Origin of the sequence: Streptomyces sp. NPDC001068 (assembly GCF_042897315.1) — a bacterium.
GTDB lineage: Bacteria > Actinomycetota > Actinomycetes > Streptomycetales > Streptomycetaceae > Streptomyces.
The window spans coordinates 137815-154873 of sequence record NZ_JBIAYD010000005.1; the positions used below are offsets into that span (position 1 = coordinate 137815).

The window sequence follows — 17059 nt, forward strand, 5'->3', positions numbered from 1 at the left end:
GTGCGCCTGCTCGACATCTCCGCCACCGGCCACTCCGACGGCAACCGCATCGACCTCACCTGGGCCTACCCGGACGGGGCGGCCCCGGCAGGCGTACGCGTGGTGCGCCGCGAGGGCACCCACCCGGCGGACCCGGACGACGGCACCACCGTCGCCGAGGGCACCGCACTCACCACCGCGACCGACGACGGCCTGCGCGGCGAACACGTCTACTACTACGCGCTGTTCCCCTACACCGGGAACCCGCGGGCGTACGACCCCGACCCGCACAACGTGGCCTCGGCGACGGCCGTGACACCGTACGGATTCGCCGACCGCCTCTACGGCCTGCTGCCCGCGCTGTACCGCCGCTACGACGCCGACCGGCCCCCCGCCCGCAGGGGGCCGGGACCCGCCCTGGACACCGACCCCGGCCAGCTGCGCGGGTTCCTCGACCTGCCCGGCGCCGAACTCGACCGGCTCTACAGCCTGGGCCGGGCCGCCCTCCGCCTCGCCGACCTGGAGCGGGTGGACGGCCGACTGCTGCCGCTGCTCGCCCAGTGGATCGGCTGGCACACCGACCACGGCCTGCCGGTCGCCGCCCAGCGGGGCGAGATCCGCCACGCGCCCCGCCTCTACCGCACCACGGGCAGCGTCCCCGCGCTGGACGCCACCGTCGCCCGGGTCACCGGCTGGACCAACCGCACCAAGGAGTTCGTCCACAACGTCGCCCGCAGCAACCGCCCGGAACGCCTGAACCTCTGGTCGGCCCTGCGCGACTCCACCGGCACCTGGAGCACACCGGCCCTCGCCTCGCTCGACTTCGCCCACGACGGCCGCCCGGCCGCCGTCCAGGAGACCGACGGTTCGACGCTGGTCCTCTACCACACACGCCGTCAGCACGGCTGGGACATCTGGTCCAAGCGGTTCGCCGACGGGGCCTGGCAGCCGAGCCTGCCGGTCACCGACGGACCCACCGCCGACAAGAACCCGGCCGCGGCCCGCCAGGGCGACACGCTGTGGCTGTTCTGGCAGACCTACGACCCGGCGCAACCGCCCGGGGAGCGGCACTGGCGGATCTCCTTCGCCACCCGCACCGGCACCCGGTGGAGCGCGCCGGCCGTGTTCGGCGACCCGGCGGCCGAGCGCCGGCTGCCGGCCGCGGTGGCCGACGGCAGCGGCGGCCTGTGGCTGTTCTGGCTGGAACGGCTCTGCGGGGTCTGGCAGTTGCGCTACAACCGGCACGACGGCACGGCCTGGCAGCTGACCACGCCCGCCGCCTTCCCGCTCGACGGCGGCCAGGACCCGCGGGTCGAGGACGACCTGTGCGTGGTCCTGCACCCCACCGCCGACGCCGGACGGCTCTGGCTGTTCTGGGCCCGGCACGACCCGGCCGGCGCGGACGGCCGGCGCCGGTGGAGCGTCCTGTACCGCGTCAAGCAGGGACTCGACCCGGCCGCGGCCGACTGGTCACCGGTGCGGCCGCTGCCCAGAACCACCGACGACTTCCACGACCGCCAGCCCGCGCCCCTCGTCGCTCCGGACGGCACCGTCGAGGTGTTCTGGTCCTCCACCCGGCAGGGCGGCTGGTCGATCCTGCGGGCGGGCCTGACACCGGCCACCCTCGCCTGGGACACCCCCCGGCAGGTGATCGGCGATCCCTACGCGCGCCGCGGCCCGCTGGCCGTGCACACCGGCACCGCCACCCTGCTGACGTACCGGTCCAACGAGTCCGTCCCGTACGTCAGCGAGGAGTTCGGCGCCACCCGCACCCTCGACCACCGCTACGCGGGGACCACCAGCGTCGACACCAGGGACACCGCGAAACGCGAACGCCGCGGCACCTACGAGGACTTCCAGACCTACACCTACGACACCGGGTCCGGCGGCACCCGTACCGACGCGGACCGGATCGCCCGGGACACGGTCGGGCTCTTCCTCACCCCCGACACCGCCGATCCCGCCCGGATCGCCGCCGCGGCCACCCGGCTCGCCGGCACCCTCGCGGACTTCGTCCCGGTCAGCACCCGACCGGTCCTCATCACACCACCGTCCAGCGGCCCCGGCCGCACAGCCCGGGGAGGGGGTCACCGTGGGTGACTTTTCGCGCAGCACCTTCGACCGCGTCAAGCACTACGTGGGCGTCCGGCTCCAGCAGGGCGTCCCCCTCGTGGACGCCGACTGGAACGAACTGGAGGACATCCGGCGCTTCGAGGTCGAGGCGTTCCTCAAGTGGTTCGTCGGCGACGGCGTACCGGCCGGGAACGACGGGTTCCGCATCCAGGCCGCCGCGGGCGGCGGAGTAGGCACCGTCCGGCTCTCCCCGGCGGCCACCGGCACCCTCGACTCCTCGGTCGCCGTCGACCTGGGCGCCTCCACCGCCGCCGCGGCCCTCGGTTTCACCGCCGTCAACCGGCAGGCGTCCCGGGGCCTGGCCCCCGCGCGCCTGACCGGAGACGCCGCCCAGCCGTTCGCGCTGACGCCCGGCATGACCCTGGTGATCTCGGCGAACGGGGCGGCGCCCCAGACGGTGACGTTCACCGCGAGCGGCTTCGCCAACCTCGCCGCCGCCACCGCCGCCGAGGTGGCCGCGGTCGTCAACGCCGCCGCGAACCGGGTGTCCGCCTCGGCCGGCACCGGCGACGACTTCTTCGTCACCGGCGGCGACGGCACCCCCGAGGGAGCCGGGCGCTGCCTCGCCGACGGGCGGGACGCCGTCCACGAGGGCCGGACCGCCTACAGCTCCCAGCCGCTGTACGCCAACACCGCGCTGGCCGCGGCCTGGGGCGTCCCGGTCGTCCCCGAAATCGCCGCCCCCACCTCGGGCACCCGCTCCGACCTGGTCTACCTGGACCTGTGGGACCGGGAGGTCACGGCCGCCGAGGACGACACCCTCGTAGACCCGCTGGTCGGGGTCGAGACCTGCGTACGGGTGCGGCGGGAATGGACGGTACGGGTCCGGCCCGGCGCCACCCAGGCACCGGCGGCCGGGGACACCGACCACCTCACAGGCCACGCCTACCTGCCCCTGGCGCGCCTCACCCGGCAGGCCGCGACCCCCGCCGTCCGGCCGGCCGCCCTCACCGACCTGCGCCCGCGCAACCTCCAGATGCCACCGTCCACCCTGGTCGACGACGTCCTCGGCACCACCGCCGACGACTACCGCAAGGGCCTCGACCGGCCCCGCGTCAGCCTGCGCGACGCGATCAACGCGCTGCTGGCCGGCCGGCTCCCGCCCAGCCCCGAGATCTCGGTGTCACCGGGGGACAAGTCCGACCTCCTGAACAAGGCCAGCGTGGTCGACGCGGCCGGCGGACTGGTCGCCGTCTGGCAGTCCCCGAGATCCGGCACCAACCAGATCCTCGTCGCCCGCCTCGACCCCTCCCACCCCGAACTCGGCTTCTCCCTCGCCCCGCCCGTCACCACCGACGGCCAGAACATCGAGCCCGCGGCGGTGGCCCTGCCCGGCGGCGACCTCGTCGTCGCCTACCAGAACGGGCTCCTGGACGGACCCGGCACGGACGTGCTCATGAAACGCGGCCCGCTGGCCGGCCTCGGCGCGGCCACCGCCCAGCAGGTGGCCGCCACCGCGAGCCCCGTGTCGGACCAGCGGGTGCGCGCGGCGCTCGCCGGGGACCAGGTCGTGTTCTTCACCCACCAGAGCAGCTCCACCCTCAAGCAGTGGTTCTACCGGCGCTACCGGCACACCGACAACGTCTTCCTCGACGTCGCGCCGGTGGCCCTGTCGGCGACCGGCCTGACCCAGCGCGACCTGCACGCCGCCTCGGCCGACGGCAAGGTGTGGGTGGCCTACGCGGACGGCGCCAATCTCCAGATCCTGCGCTTCAACCCGGTGCCGACGACCACCAACCCGCAGGACCCGCCCGTCATCGACCTCAAGACGACCGTCGCCGCCGCCGGTGAACTCTCCGTCTTCGTCCTGGCGCTGAGCGGCACCGAGGTCCTGGTCCTCTACGACGACGGCACCGGTCTGACCGTCGTCTCGGGCAACAACGGCACCTGGAGCTCGACCAGGGTGCCCGACTCCGACGCCGCCGACGCCACACCCGCCGCCGTACGCGACGCGGACGGCACGGTCTACCTGGTCAGCAACAGGCCGGCCGCCGGCGGCGGCAGCGACCTCGTGCTGCGCCGCCGGACCGTCATCGGCGGCACCTGGACCGCCGCCCAGCGCCTGGTCACGGGCGCACAGGCCAACCTCAGTCCGCATCCCTTCCTCGTGCCCGACCTGGGCCTGTGGCTGCTGTGGGTCAGTACCCGCACCGGGGACGCCGACGTCTACGCCAAACAGATCATCACCGCCATCTAGGGGGAATCCCGTATGTCCGTACCGTCCGTCAGTCCGATCACGGCGAACCAGCCGAACTACACCATCTCCGACTCCTCCGCCTTCGTCGCCGTGTTCGAGGCGGACATCAACGCACTGGACGAGCAGGGCTTCACCCTCACCTACCCGGACGGCCTGCCGGGACTGTCCCTGTCCCTGGTCCACATGACCCAGACGCCCGAGCCCGCGAGCACCTACATCGGACGCACCGCGCCCGTGCCCCTCCCGGCGGGCGGGAACGTCTCCCACTACTCCGTCCCCATCAGCCAGCCCTCCGTCTCGGGCGGCACCGCCACCCTCTCCGTCAACATCGACGAGAGCAGCGGCAACGGCAGCGCCCCGCAGGAGCGCTGGGAACTGCGTGCCTCCGCGGACGTCCCCGCGACCTGGACACTGAGCCTGTCGAGCGGGAACGTCGAGGTGAACTGGCTGGCCGTCGACCCGGTGGCCGCGCTGACCGTGCCGGCCCACGCGCTGGAACTGCAGCCGGTCGACCTCAACGCCGGCGGCGCCGTGTCCACCCACACCGTCGCCGGTGCCCTCCCCTCCGGGATCACCCTGGCCGCCGAATACCAGTGGTCGTACACCGGTGCCGCGCCCGTCCTGGAGATCACCACCGACACGAAGACCACCACCCCGGCGCTGACGATCCACACCCCGGGTGTCTACGAGCCCGTGCCGCTGGACTTCACCGTCGCCACCTCGCTCACCGACTCGGCGGGCTTCTACACCGACCTCCTGCGCAGTACGAGTGCCCCCGCGAGGACGACCGTGGCCCAGCGCGTCCAGGACATCGTCCTCGTCCTCGACCGCTCCGGCAGCATGGCGTCGGAGAACCGCTTCGAGAACGCCAAGACCGCCTGCCGGGTCCTCATCCACCTCTTCGACGGGCTGCGCGAGAACCTGAACACCGACGACCGCGTGGCCGTCATCGCCTTCGAGGACGAGGTCGCCGGATTCCGCGGCGGTGCCCCCTCGAGCCGGATCCAGACCCTGCTCCCGCTGACACCGCTGCCCGCCGCGGTGGCCGCCATCGACGACCCCGCCTTCGACTTCGGCGTCCCCGGCACCAACACGCCGATCGGCGACGGCCTGATCGCCGCCATCGACCTGCTGGCCGCGTCCGGGACCATCACCGACCAGCGGTTCACCATCATCATGTGCACCGACGGCCTGGAGAACAGCGGCACCACCGCCCTGGTGCCGTCCTCGGCGGTCAACGGCGCGATCTCCTTCCAGGACGCCGTCAACTCCCGGCCCGCGCGCCGGGCCGTGCTCGACTCCGGCCGCTGCAAGCTCTCCACCATCGCGCTCGGACCCACCGCCGACCAGAACGTCCTGAACCAGCTCGCGAACTTCGGCGCCGGCCGGTTCGCGCTCGTCTCCAACCCGAGCGAACTGGCCCAGTCCTTCGGGGAGATGCTGGCCAACGCCCAGACCGTCAACCTGCCGGTCAAGCAGACCACCCCGACCACCGGCGTGCCGGACCCCGACGGCGCGGTGCCCGCCGTCTACCTGTCCACCGAGCCGGACGCCGACCGCCTGGTGCTGGCGGTGACCCCGCCGGACGGCGAGACCCTCTTCACCGGCACGATCCAACTCGCCCGCTGGGACGGCTCGTCCTACCTCCCCGAGCCCATCACGATCCTTTCCACCGCCTCGGACCGCGCGACGTCCGTGGCCAAACTCCCCGCCCTCGCGCAGGGCGAGCCCATCCACTGGCGGGTCATCCACGGCTCCGGCCCCTCCACCGCCGAACCGCTCACCCCCGGCCAGGTCCTCGCCTACGTCGACCTGCACCTGCTGGCCGACATACAGCTCGACCGGTCCGCGTACCTCACCGGTGACCGGATGAACCTGACCGTGCGGATCCGGCAGGACGACAAGCCGATCACCGGCGCGACCGTCAAGGCCGTGCTCGACGCGCCCGCCGTCGGTCTCGGCGAACAGCTCACCGCCCTCGGCGCCGTGCCGACGGACGCCGCGCACGACGACCGGGACGAGCCGACCTGGATGGAGGCACGCATCGGCACCCTGCTGGCCCACAGGAAGTGGCACCAGCTGCCGCGCAACTGCCCCACCGGCGGCCTGTTCGTCGACGGCACCGACGAACTCTCCGACCCGGACGGCAACGGCAACTACACCAACACCTTCGCCCAGGTCCTCAAGGAGGGCACCTACACCTGGCACCTGTCCGTGACCGGGCAGGACACCAACGGCAACACGTTCACCCGGCAGTTGAGCACCTCGACGTTCGCCGGGGTGAAGGTCGACCGCAAGGCCACCAAGATCAAGGTGACCCGGCTGCACAACGACCCGAGCGGACTGCTCGCCGCCCTCGTCGTCATCACCCCGCAGGACGCCCGCGGCGAGGACCTCGGCCCCGGCAAGGACGACTCCGTCATCTGGTCGCTGAGCGACGGCACCTTCCAGCACGTCCTCCAGCACCAGCCCGCGCCGGTCCAGACCGACGGCACCTACCAGCGGGTCGTCCTCTACACGAACCGCCAGTCGCCGGCGCTCGTGGTCCGCGCCGCCAAGGTGGTGCTGCCGACGATCGACGTCCGCAAGCGCCTCCAGGGCTTCACGGACTGACCGACCACAGGGCACGACCAGGGACGGAGGCCGACCGTGTTCGAGCAGCAGAACGCACCCAAGCCCGCGCACGCCAGGGCGGGCGATCCCGCCCACCGGCCTCCGGCCCCGGCCCCGGCCCCACCCGGCCTACGGCGCGCCGTGGGCAACGGCGCGCTGGCGGCCGCCGCGGAGGCCGTCCGCGCGCTGGACGGCCCGGGGACCCCGCTCGGCGCCGGCCCCCGGGCCGCCGCCGAGCGGGCCGTCGGCCCCGTCCCCATCGACATCCGGGTGCACACCGGGCCCGGGGTCCGGGTCGCGGCCCGGGCGGCGGGCGCCGCCGGCTTCACCTTCGGCCGCGACATCGGCATCGCCACCGGGCCCGGCCAGGACATCCCCCAGGAGCTGCTGGTCCACGAGGCGGTGCACGCCGCCCAGCAGAGCGCGGGCGGCACCGCCGACCCCGGCGAAGCCGAACGGCAGGCCGCCGCGGCCGGCCGCGGCGCCCCTGCGACGGCCCTGGCAGGCACGGGGGCGTCCTACGTCGCCTGGGCCCCCGAGGACTGGCTGACCACCACCCCGGACGTCCGCCGTTACGGGCTGTCCGACCTCGTCGACGAGGCACGCGCCGTCGATGAATGGCTGAGCCGGCAGATCGCCTCGACCCCCGACGTCGACCGGATACTGGAAGCCAGAGCCGCCATCCAGGCCGAACTCGCCGCCCGGGCATCCGCCCTGACCCCGGCCGGCCCACGGGCCCGCCCCGCGCCGGCACGCCGCGGCCGCCGCGGCACCCCGGCTCCCGCCCCCGAACCGGCACTCCCCGAGACCGAGATCCCGCACGCGCTGCGGGACCGGGCCAGCACCCCGCTCACCGATCCCGCGGAGATCCGCGCCGAGGCCGACCGCATCGCGGCCTGGCTGCGCGGACCCGACGTCAGCCGCGCCGACCGCGCCACCCTCCTGCGGGAACTCGCGCTCCTCGCCCCCGCCGTCGCCGCCGACCTGGACCGTGCCGGCGCACAGCGCCAACAGGCCCGCCTCGCCCGGGCCCTGGCACCCGCCGGCACCCAGGACCGGGCCGGTGTCCTCGCCAACCTGCGCATCGTCGAGTCGATCAGGCCCTACGACGCCGTCCCCGGTTCCGCCTACGTCGCCCACGAGGGCGAGCTGCTCGTCTTCCCCCTGGAGACCGCCCAGCGGGTACGCGCGGAGGTGCTGGCCTCGCTCGCGGAGGCCGCCCGCCGCGCCCGGGGCATCAACGACTCCACCGAGTTCCGCATGAACGAGCACCTGCGCCTCAACTACGAGGAACAACCGGTGGTCGGCTTCCTGGTCAGCGTCGTCAGCCGCGAGGAGCCGGTGCAGCTCCAGGCGCGCGTACTGGGCCCGCTGGCCGCGTCCAACGCGGCGCTCGGCCGCTTCCGGGCGGCGGCGCGCGGCGGATCCCTCGTGGACATGGCGGACGCCGTCCTCACCGCCGTGGAACAGGCCGACCAGGCCCAGCAGACCGTGCTCGACGGCATCGACCGCGCCGTGTCGGCGGCGGGCTCGATCGTGCGCGGTCTGGAGATCACCCGCAATCTGGCCTTCACCGTCGCCCTGTCCGTGGGCGCGATCCTGGCGGCCCCGGTGGTCGCCGCCGGGGCCGCGGGCCTCGGCGCCACCGGCCTCACCGCGACCGTCCTCACGGCCGCCGGCACCGGCACCGTCGTGGGCGGCGAGGGACTGGTCCTCGGCTTCACCGCGGGCGCCGGCGGTGAACTGGCCGCCGGACACGGAGCCCGCGCCGCGCTCTCGGCCGGCCTGGACGAGGGAGCGCGGGTCGGACTGCAGGGCGTCTCCATCGGCGTCGGCGGCGGCGCCAGCCTCGGTCTGGCCCGCACCCTCGGCGTCGGCGCCACAGGCCTGACCAGGCTCCAGTCGATCGGCCGCGGCGCGCTGGCCCAGGGCGGCGGCAACGCCCTCGGCGGGGTCACCGGCGCCCTGCTCACCCCGCCCGAGGGCACCGGCCGCGCGGACGCGGCACTGCGGGCCGGTCTCACCGGCTTCGGCCTCGGCGCGCTCGGCGGCGTCGCGGGCAGCTACGCGCAGGGCCTGTCCTCACCGACCGCCCGCCTGGCCGTCGGCGTCGGCCTGCCCGGCCTGGCCGGCGGCGGCGCCACCTACCTGGAGACCGGCGACCTGGAACAGTCCGTGCTGGCGGGCGGCACCGCGCTCGCGGTCGGCGCCCTGACGACCGGGCGGCCCACCGGAATCCGGGAAGGCGCCCAGCAACGTGCCTTCCGCGCCGGGCAGTCCGTGCGCCGTGGCATCGACTTCGCGGGCCGGCAGACCCGTTCGGCCGTGGCCGGTGCCCTGATCGGCTTCGCCGACCCGGTGCCCGCCCTGCGCCTGGAGGACACCCCGACGGCGGTCGCGCCGTCGGGCGGCCGGCGGTCCGGCGCCGCGCAGGCGCCCCCGCCCCCCGCTCCCACCCGGCGGGCGCCCGCGACCTCCGCCCGGCTGATCTCGCGCGGCGCGTTCATCGTCAACCCGGCCCGGCAGGTGACCGACCCGTTCTCCGGCGAGGTGCTCGGCCAGCGGTCGGCGTCGGCGCAGACCGCCGCCTCGGTGATCACAGGACCCCGCGCCGACGTGGCCGAGGCGGCCACCTGGCGGGCGGCCCTGGACCGCGGCGAGATCGGCATCCAGGCCCCGCTGGGCGCCAACGTGTCGGGCCCCGACTTCATCACCGCCTCGGTCGACCCGTCGGGCGACATCACGATCTACGTCAACGACACCAAGCTCTCCACGACGGGCCGCTTCCCCACCCCCGCGACCGCGATCCCCGTCACCTGGGGAGCGGAGGTCGCCGCCGCCATCGCCCCCGGCCGCCTCGGCCTCGGGGATCCCGTCCTGGAGGCGGCCGTACGGCAGGCCTTCGCGGCCGGCCGGGTCCAGATCCGCCAGATCAACGCCGACTACAGCCCGAACGGAGGCGGCCGTGTCACCGGCTTCTGAGCCTGCGGTCCGGCCTCAGCCCGGTGCCGGGCCCCGCCGCGCGGTCTCGGCGCCGGTCCGCGTGGGACCGAGCCGCTCCAGGAGCCGGGCGCGCAGCGGATCCGTGTCCGGCAGGCCGAGTTCGGCGGTGATGGCCAGGGCCTGGGTCCACGCGGCACGGGCCGGGTACGGACGGCCGATGGTGTCGTGGATGTCACCGAGACAGAGCAGTCCGCCGGCCTCGCCGTGCCGGTCGCCCGTCCGCTGGAACAGGTCCAGGGCCTGCTGGTAGCGGTCGACGGCCTCGGCGTGCTCGCCGAGCCGGTGGTGGATGTAGCCGAGGCTGTCCTGGATGTGGGCCTGCCCGTTGAGGTCACCGGTCTCCAGCGCCAGCTCGAGGGCCTGCCGGCAGTGTGTCAGGGCCTGCGGGTGGTCGCCGCGCTGGGCGAGGATCCAGCCGATGTGGTTCAGGGCGGCGGACTGCCCGGCGCGGTCACCGGCGGCCCGGTGGTGGGCGAGGCTGTCGTGCGCGTGGCCGAGCGCCTCGTGGTGCCGGCCCTGCGCCTGCGACATGCGGGACAAATGCTGGTGGATGCGGGCCCGCCCGGCATGGCTGCCGGCCTTCCCGAACAGCTCCAGAGCGCGCAGATAGTGACGGCGGGCCTCGTCGGGACGGTCCAGCCGGTCCTCGGCGAGCCCGGCGCCCCGGTGGGCCTCGGCCTGCCCGGCCTCGTCGCCCGCGCGCCGGGCGGCGGACAGCGCCGTGGAGTGCGCGGCGATCAGCGCCCGCCAGTAGCCGTGCCGGTCCAGATACGTGGTGAGTGCTGAGGCCAGCCGCCAGGTGTGGCCGGGGAAGCCGTCGGCGGACGCCCGCTCCACGGCGGCGAGGAGCACCGGGTGCTCGGTCGCGAACCAGGCCTGTGCCTGCCGGTGGTCGGTCAACTCCTCGGCCGGGCTGCCCGGTTGGGCGGGAGGCAGGGGGGTCGGGCTCGGCCGGGGGGTCAACAGGGCGTCCGCCCGGTGGGCGGTGTGCAGATAATGGTCGAGCAGGCGGTGCGCCGCCGCGCGGCGGTCGTCGTGACCGTCGTGGGCGCGGACCAGTTCGGCGGCGTAGGCGCGCAGCAGGTCGTGGAAGGTGAAGCGGCCGGGGGGCTCCTCGGCCAGCAGGTGTCCGCGGACCAGTTCGGCCAGCAGCACCCGGGTGCGGGCGGCCGGCAGACCGGCCAGCGCGGCCACGGCCGGCAGCGCGACGTCGGGGCCGGCGTGCAGCCCCAGTAATCGGAAGAGCCGGGCCGAGTCGGCGCCGAGCGCCTGGTACGACCACGAGAACACCGCCCGTACCTCGCTGCTGGCCTCCCCGCCGTCCAGGGCGTCCAGGCGCCCGTCGGCCCGGCGCAACTCCTCGGCGAGCGCGGCGAGCGGCAGACCGGGCTGGGCGGCGGCCCGGGCGGCGACGATCGCCAGCGCGAGCGGCAGGCCCGCGCACCGGCCGACGATCTCGCGGACGGCGCGCGGATCCGCGTCCACCCGGGCCGCGCCCAGCCGGCGGATCAGCAACTCCCGCGCCTCACCGCGGGTGAGCATGCCGACGGTCAGCAACTGCGCCCCCTCGGTGGCGGCGAGGCCGGTCAGGGACCGTCGGCTGGTGATGAGCGCCAGGCAACCGGGCGCCCCGGGCAGCAGGGGACGTACCTGTTCGGCGTCACGGGCGTTGTCCAGCACCACCAGCACGCGGCGTCCCGCCAGCAGGCTGCGGTACAGGCCGACCTGTGCCTCGAGTCCGGCCGGGATACGGGCCGGCGGCACGTCCAGGGCGTCCAGGAATCCCCGTACCGCCTCCGCCGGGCTCATCACCGATCCGCCGGGCGCGAACCCGCGCAGGTTCACGTACAACTGGCCGTCGGGGAAAGCCTGCTGGGAGCGGCGCGCCCAGTGCACGGCGAGCGCGGTCTTGCCCACCCCGGCCGTGCCCGACACCGCTGTGATCACCACGGCGGACGGCTGGTCCGCCGCCGACCGGAGGATGTCCTCCAGCCGGGCGAGTTCCTCACCCCGTCCGGTGAACCCGCTCACCCCCATGGGGAGTTGGCCGGGCACCGCGCCGGGCCAGGGCGCCGGCCCCGACCGGTGTGTCGGCCGGGCCTCGGCGGCGGTGCCGACCCGGGTCCGCACCGCCGGTGCCGCGGCGGACCCGGCCCGGCCGCCCCGCAGGACCGCCTGGTGGACCTCGCGCAGCTCGGCACCCGGATCGGTGCCCAGTTCCTCTGCCAGCCGCTTGCGGAGTGCGGCGTAGCAGTCCAGCGCCTCCGCGCTGCGGCCGACGGCGTGCAGTGCCCGCATGAGCGCCCCGGTCAGCGGCTCCACCAGCGGGTAGGCGTCGAGGAGTTCGGTCAGCGGGCCGATCACGACGAGCGGGTCGCCGACACGTGATTCCACCCGGGCCCAGGCGACCGCGGCGTCCACGTGCTGCCGCCGCCAGGCCTCCCGCACCTGTGCCGCCCACTGCCCGCCGAGTCCGGCCAGCGGTTCACCGTGCCACAGGCCGAGCGCCTCGCGCAGCAGCGCCGCCCGCGAATCGTCGGGCAGTCCCGCATCGCGGGCCCGGCCCGACAGGTGCCGGAACCGGTGGATGTCGACCTGGTCCGGGCGGGCCTCCAGGAGGTAGCCGGCCGAGCGGCGCACCAGCCGCAGCCGGGACTCCTCGGTCTCCCCGGTCTGTTCGCACAGCCGGCGGAGCCTGGCGACATGGGCGTGCAGCGCGCGCCGCGCCCCGTCCGGCGGGTCGGCGTCCCAGACCCGCCGGATCAGCACGTCGGCCGGAACCGGCCGTCCGGCGTCAACCGCCAGCGCGGCCAGTACCGTTCGGCGCTGCGGCGGGCCGGCCTCGACGGTCCGGCCCCGCGCCGAGAGCTCCACGGGACCGAGAAGGTGCAGTTCCACCACGGCATCCACACTCCCCGCACGGGCGTTCTTCACTCGGAGCACACAATCTCGTGCCGCACGACAACCTATCGACAACGTTCTCAGCCACACTCGAACTTCAGTCTGATGGCGCGGAGTTCAGTCTGCTGGGGCGGAGAGTGTCCGCGCACGGCGGCACACCGCACGCGGGGAGCGGTGGTACGGGGAGCCGGTCCGGCGGTAGCCGGGGGAGAGGAACGTGGACGGAGAACGGGGAGCGACAGCGACGAGACCGGCGGAACCGGTGGCGCGACGGGCGGACCACCCGGCGGAACCGGCGGCGCGACGGGCGGACCACTCGTACGAGCCGCAGGCCCGGGACCGGCCGCCGCAGCCGCCGCCCCGGCCGCAGCTGCCGGACGGCGCCGGGCGGAGTGTGCTGGAGGGCGCCTTCGCCCTGCTGGGAGCGGTGGAGCGGATCGAGGAGGCGGGACTGACCCGGCTCGCGGCGGAATGCGGGCTGCCCAAGACGACCGCGCACCGGCTCCTGGAGCAGCTGGTCGAACTGGGCGCGGTCGAGAGAAGCCGCGGGGGCTACCGCATGGGACCGCGGATCTTCCGGCTGGGACATGGCTGGCAGCCTTACCCGGGTCTGCGCGCGGCCGCCCGCGCGCCGGCCCGTCGCCTCGCGCACCTGACGGGCGCGTCGGTGGGGCTCGGCGTGCTGCGGGAGGGACAGACGCTCGTCCTGGACTGGACGCCCGGCCCCAACGCCGGAGCGCTCGGCCGGACCCTCGACGGCGGGGTCTGGCCGTGGTTCACCGCGGCGGGCAAGGTGCTGGTGGCCGGGGCGTATCCGCGGCTCCCGCTGGGCCCGATGCCCGGTTCCTGGCACCGGGAGGCCGAGGCGATCCGGCAGCGGGGCGCCGCCTTCGACCGGGAGGACGTGGCGGCCGGGATCTGCTGTGTGGCCGTGCCGGTCCACGGCCCGCACGGCGCGCCGGCGGCGGCCCTGAGCGTCGTGACCGGTCCCGCGCAGAACCTGGAGCGGCTCGTCGGCGTCGCGCAGCAGGCGGGAAGGACCATCAGCGCGGCCCTGCGGGGGCGCTGAGCGGCCGTCACGACCGCGTCCCCGGCCCGGTCGGCGGCCCGACCCGCTCCGGGAGCAGCACCCCGACGGGCCCGCGACGGGGCGATGAGCGCGCCGGCTCCGTTCCGGTCGCCGCTGCCGCTGCCGCTGCTGGTGCCGCCGGTGCCGGTGCCTTCCGCCACGACGGCCGGCTCCGGCGAAACGGCACACGGCGACGAGGCCACGACGTCGAAGTCACGGGGACGAGGTCGCGGCGTAGAGGTCCGAGGTCACGGCGTCGAGGCCACGGCGTCGAGGGCCGAGGTCACGGCGTGCGGCCGGCGGTGCCCGAGCGGCGCCGGTACGCGGCCGGAGTGGTCGACAACTCCCGTGCGAAGACCCGCCGGAGACTCTCGTAGCCGGGAAAGCCGGCCAGTGCCGCGGCCTGCGTCGCGGTGTGCCCCTGGTCGAGCAGGGCCTTGGCGAGATCGAACCGGATCGACTCGACGTAACGCGCCGGAGTGGTGGCCAGCTCCTCCCGGAACAGCCGCGTCAGATGACGGGGGCTGAGGGACAGACGTCCGGCGAGCGCCCCGAGGGAGTGGTCGCCGTCGGGGTCCGCGGTCACCATGTCCACGACCCTGCGCAGGGCCGGGGAGCGCGGCGGCGGCGTCCGCAGGGGCACGGAGAACTGCGACTGTCCGCCCGCGCGCTGCAGGTGGACGACCAGGGCCCGGGCGACGTCACGGCTCAGGTCGGGACCGTGGTCCTCCTCGACGAGAGCCAGTGCCAGATCGATCCCGGCGGTGACGCCCGCAGAGGTGTACGTGGTGCCGTCCCGTACGTGGAGGGCATCGGGCTCCACACGGACGGCCGGATGACGGTCGGCGAGTTCACGGGCGATCTTCCAGTGGGTGGTCGCGCGCTTCCCGTCCAGCAGGCCCGCGGCGGCCAGGACGAACGCCCCCGAGCAGACGGACGCCACTCGGCCGGACCGGCCAGCCAGCCCACTCGCCGCCTCGATCAGGTCCCGTGCGACGGGGGTCCGGGGATACACGGCTCCGCCCGGCACCACCAGCGTGTCGGGGTCCGGCTCACGGGCGGGACCGCCGTCGACGGCTGTCCGGATCCCGTTCGACGAGACGACGTCGGCACCGGTCGTGGAGAGCAGGGCGATCCGGTAGTCCGTGCCCAGCCGGTTCGCCTCGCCGAACACCTCGGCCGGTCCGGCGACGTCCAGCAGTGCCACCCCGTCGTAGACGAGGATCGCGACGCGATGGGTCTTGGAGCTCACAGTCCCGTTCCTCAGGTGTCTCGATTCGAGGGGTTCCTGGCCGGACGAAGGCGGCGGCGGGGCGGCCCGTTCGCCATCGTGGTCAACGAGGGAATCGCCTGCTCCTTGCGGGCGCGTCGAAAGGAAGAACATCATGTCCGACACCATCGCGGGTGTGGAAATTCCCGGGACGGCGGCAGTGACCGAGGCCACGGATTTCCTCCGGGAAACGGCCGGCCCGCTCATCTTCGACCACTCCCGGCGGGTTTTCCTCCTCGGTTCCCTGCAGGCCCGCGCACTCGGACTGCGGCCCGATCCCGAGCTGCTCTACATTTCAGCGATGTTCCACGACACCGGGCTCGCGACGCCGTTCTCCGGCACGGAGCAGCGTTTCGAGCTCGACGGCGCCGACCACGCGCGCGCATTCCTGCTCGACCGCGGATTCTCGTCGAGCGCGGCCGACGTCGTATGGACCGCGATCGCCCTGCACACGACACCCGGGATCCCCGGCCGGATGGGGCCCGAGGTGGCCGCCACGAACTACGGTGTGCTCACCGACGCGCTCGGCTGGGGACTGGAACGGCTGAGCCCCGACCGGGTGGACGAGATCGTCACCGCGCATCCTCGCGGGGAATTCAAGAAAGGATTCCTGAAGGCATTCGTCGACGGCCTGAAGAACCGGCCCGACACCACCTACGGAACCATCAACGCGGACGTCCTGGAACACTTCGTTCCCGGATTCCGCCGCTCGACCATGGTGGAGCGCGTCATGGACGCGCCCTGGCCGAGCTGACACCGGGAGCACTCCTTCCACGACTCCCGCCGTCCCCCTTTCGCCGAGCAGACAGGAAGAACGCGCATGCGAGCCGTCACCGCCCGGGACCGCGACGCCGGAATCAGCGGGCTGACCCTGACCGATCAGCCGTATCCGCATGCCGCGGAGAACGACGTCGTCGTGCGGGTGCACGCCGCGGGATTCACCCGGGGTGAGCTCACCTGGCCCGCGACCTGGACCGACCGCTCCGGCCGCGACCGCACGCCGAGCGTGCCCGGGCACGAGGTCTCGGGTGTCGTCGCGGAACTCGGCTACGGCACCACCGGACTCACGGTCGGCCAGCGTGTCTTCGGCCTGACCGACTGGGCCCGCGACGGCTCGCTGGCCGAATACGTGGCCGTGGAGGCCCGCAACCTCGCCCCGCTGCCCGCGGACGTCGACCACACGGTGGCGGCCGTGCTGCCGGTCGCCGGTCTGACCGCCTGGCAGGGCCTGTTCGACCACGCGCGGATCGTGGCCGGCCAGACCGTCCTGGTCCACGGCGCCGCGGGGAGCGTGGGCTCGCTCGCGGTGCAGCTCGCGCGGGAGGCGGGGACCCGCGTGGTCGGCACCGGCCGCACCGCGGACCGGGACACCGTGCTCGCGCTCGGCGCGCACGCCTTCGTGGATCTCGACACCGGCCGCCCGGCCGACGCGGGCGAGGTCGACGTGGTCTTCGACGTGATCGGCGGCGAGGTGCTCGACCGTTCGGCAGCACTCGTACGGGCCGGCGGCACCCTGGTCTCCATCGCCCGGCCGCCCACGGTCCGCCCGGTGGACGGGCGGGCGGTGTTCTTCGTGGTGGAACCCGACCGCGCACGCCTGGCGGACCTGGCGCAGCGCGTCCGGGACGGACGGCTCGAGGTCCGGGTCGGCGCGGTCCGCCCGCTGACCGAAGCGGTCGCGGCCTTCGCCGAAGGACGGCGCGTCCCCGGCAGGACCGTCATCCGGGTCGCCGGGGACTGACGGCGACGAGGCCGCCCGCGCGGCTCCCCCGACCGCGGTCGCGGAGCAACTTCCGTTTCCTGCAAGGGCGTTGAGTGCCACCACGGGGGCGAGCGCCCGGCGCCCCGCGACCGCTTCACCGCCGGGCGCGGTGAGGTCGTACCCGATCCCGCC

The 17059-nt window shown here is 74.7% G+C and carries 9 protein-coding genes; 7 read left to right on the top strand and 2 right to left on the bottom strand.

The window, feature by feature from the left end; all coding sequences use genetic code 11:
* Genes ACFY3I_RS15750 through ACFY3I_RS15765 form a run of 4 tightly spaced genes read left to right on the top strand, consistent with a single transcriptional unit; the run spans window position 1 to window position 9904 of the window.
* Entirely contained in the window at window positions 1-2079 is a 2079-nt protein-coding gene (locus ACFY3I_RS15750; RefSeq protein WP_390861012.1) for a hypothetical protein, read from the top strand.
* A complete protein-coding gene (locus ACFY3I_RS15755) occupies window positions 2072-4309 on the top strand; it encodes a DUF6519 domain-containing protein (RefSeq protein ID WP_390861013.1) in 2238 nt (745 codons plus the stop codon). The genes ACFY3I_RS15750 and ACFY3I_RS15755 overlap by 8 nt, the downstream gene beginning before the upstream one ends.
* A 12-nt stretch (window positions 4310-4321) precedes the next feature.
* A complete protein-coding gene (locus ACFY3I_RS15760; protein WP_390861014.1) occupies window positions 4322-6922 on the top strand; it encodes a VWA domain-containing protein in 2601 nt (866 codons plus the stop codon).
* Between the two features lie 36 nt (window positions 6923-6958).
* Window positions 6959-9904, top strand: coding sequence for a DUF4157 domain-containing protein (locus tag ACFY3I_RS15765; RefSeq protein ID WP_390861015.1), 2946 nt, complete (start codon window positions 6959-6961; stop codon window positions 9902-9904).
* Window positions 9905-9919: 15 nt separating this feature from the next.
* On the opposite strand, the gene ACFY3I_RS15770 is transcribed toward ACFY3I_RS15765, so the two are convergent.
* Complete coding sequence (locus tag ACFY3I_RS15770; protein WP_390861016.1) at window positions 9920-12823, bottom strand: BTAD domain-containing putative transcriptional regulator; 2904 nt, start codon at window positions 12821-12823, stop codon at window positions 9920-9922.
* Between the two features lie 265 nt (window positions 12824-13088).
* Here ACFY3I_RS15770 and ACFY3I_RS15775 point away from each other — a divergent pair, with 265 nt between their 5' ends.
* Window positions 13089-13895 carry an IclR family transcriptional regulator gene (locus ACFY3I_RS15775; protein ID WP_390861017.1) on the top strand — a complete coding sequence of 269 codons (807 nt, stop codon included), beginning with the start codon at window positions 13089-13091 and terminating at the stop codon, window positions 13893-13895.
* 283 nt (window positions 13896-14178) lie between these two features.
* Here the strand turns inward: ACFY3I_RS15775 and ACFY3I_RS15780 are convergent, their stop codons facing one another.
* Window positions 14179-15147, bottom strand: a complete 969-nt coding sequence (locus tag ACFY3I_RS15780) for a GlxA family transcriptional regulator (protein ID WP_390861018.1) — start codon at window positions 15145-15147, stop codon at window positions 14179-14181.
* A 133-nt stretch (window positions 15148-15280) separates the two neighbouring features.
* Here ACFY3I_RS15780 and ACFY3I_RS15785 point away from each other — a divergent pair, with 133 nt between their 5' ends.
* Together ACFY3I_RS15785 and ACFY3I_RS15790 are read left to right on the top strand one after the other, a co-directional pair.
* Window positions 15281-15919, top strand: a complete 639-nt coding sequence (locus tag ACFY3I_RS15785; protein WP_390861019.1) for an HD domain-containing protein — start codon at window positions 15281-15283, stop codon at window positions 15917-15919.
* Window positions 15920-15985: 66 nt separating this feature from the next.
* On the top strand, window positions 15986-16906 hold the full coding sequence (locus ACFY3I_RS15790) for an NADP-dependent oxidoreductase (protein WP_390861020.1): 921 nt from the start codon (window positions 15986-15988) through the stop codon (window positions 16904-16906).
* Window positions 16907-17059 lie beyond the last annotated feature (153 nt).

Excerpts from the sequence above, each read along its gene's own strand:
- ACFY3I_RS15760 (WP_390861014.1), top strand. The coding sequence starts at position 4,322 with ATGTCCGTACCGTCCGTCAGTCCGATCACGGCGAACCAGCCGAACTAC.
- ACFY3I_RS15790 (WP_390861020.1), top strand. The coding sequence starts at position 15,986 with ATGCGAGCCGTCACCGCCCGGGACCGCGACGCCGGAATCAGCGGGCTG.
- ACFY3I_RS15785 (WP_390861019.1), top strand. The coding sequence starts at position 15,281 with ATGTCCGACACCATCGCGGGTGTGGAAATTCCCGGGACGGCGGCAGTG.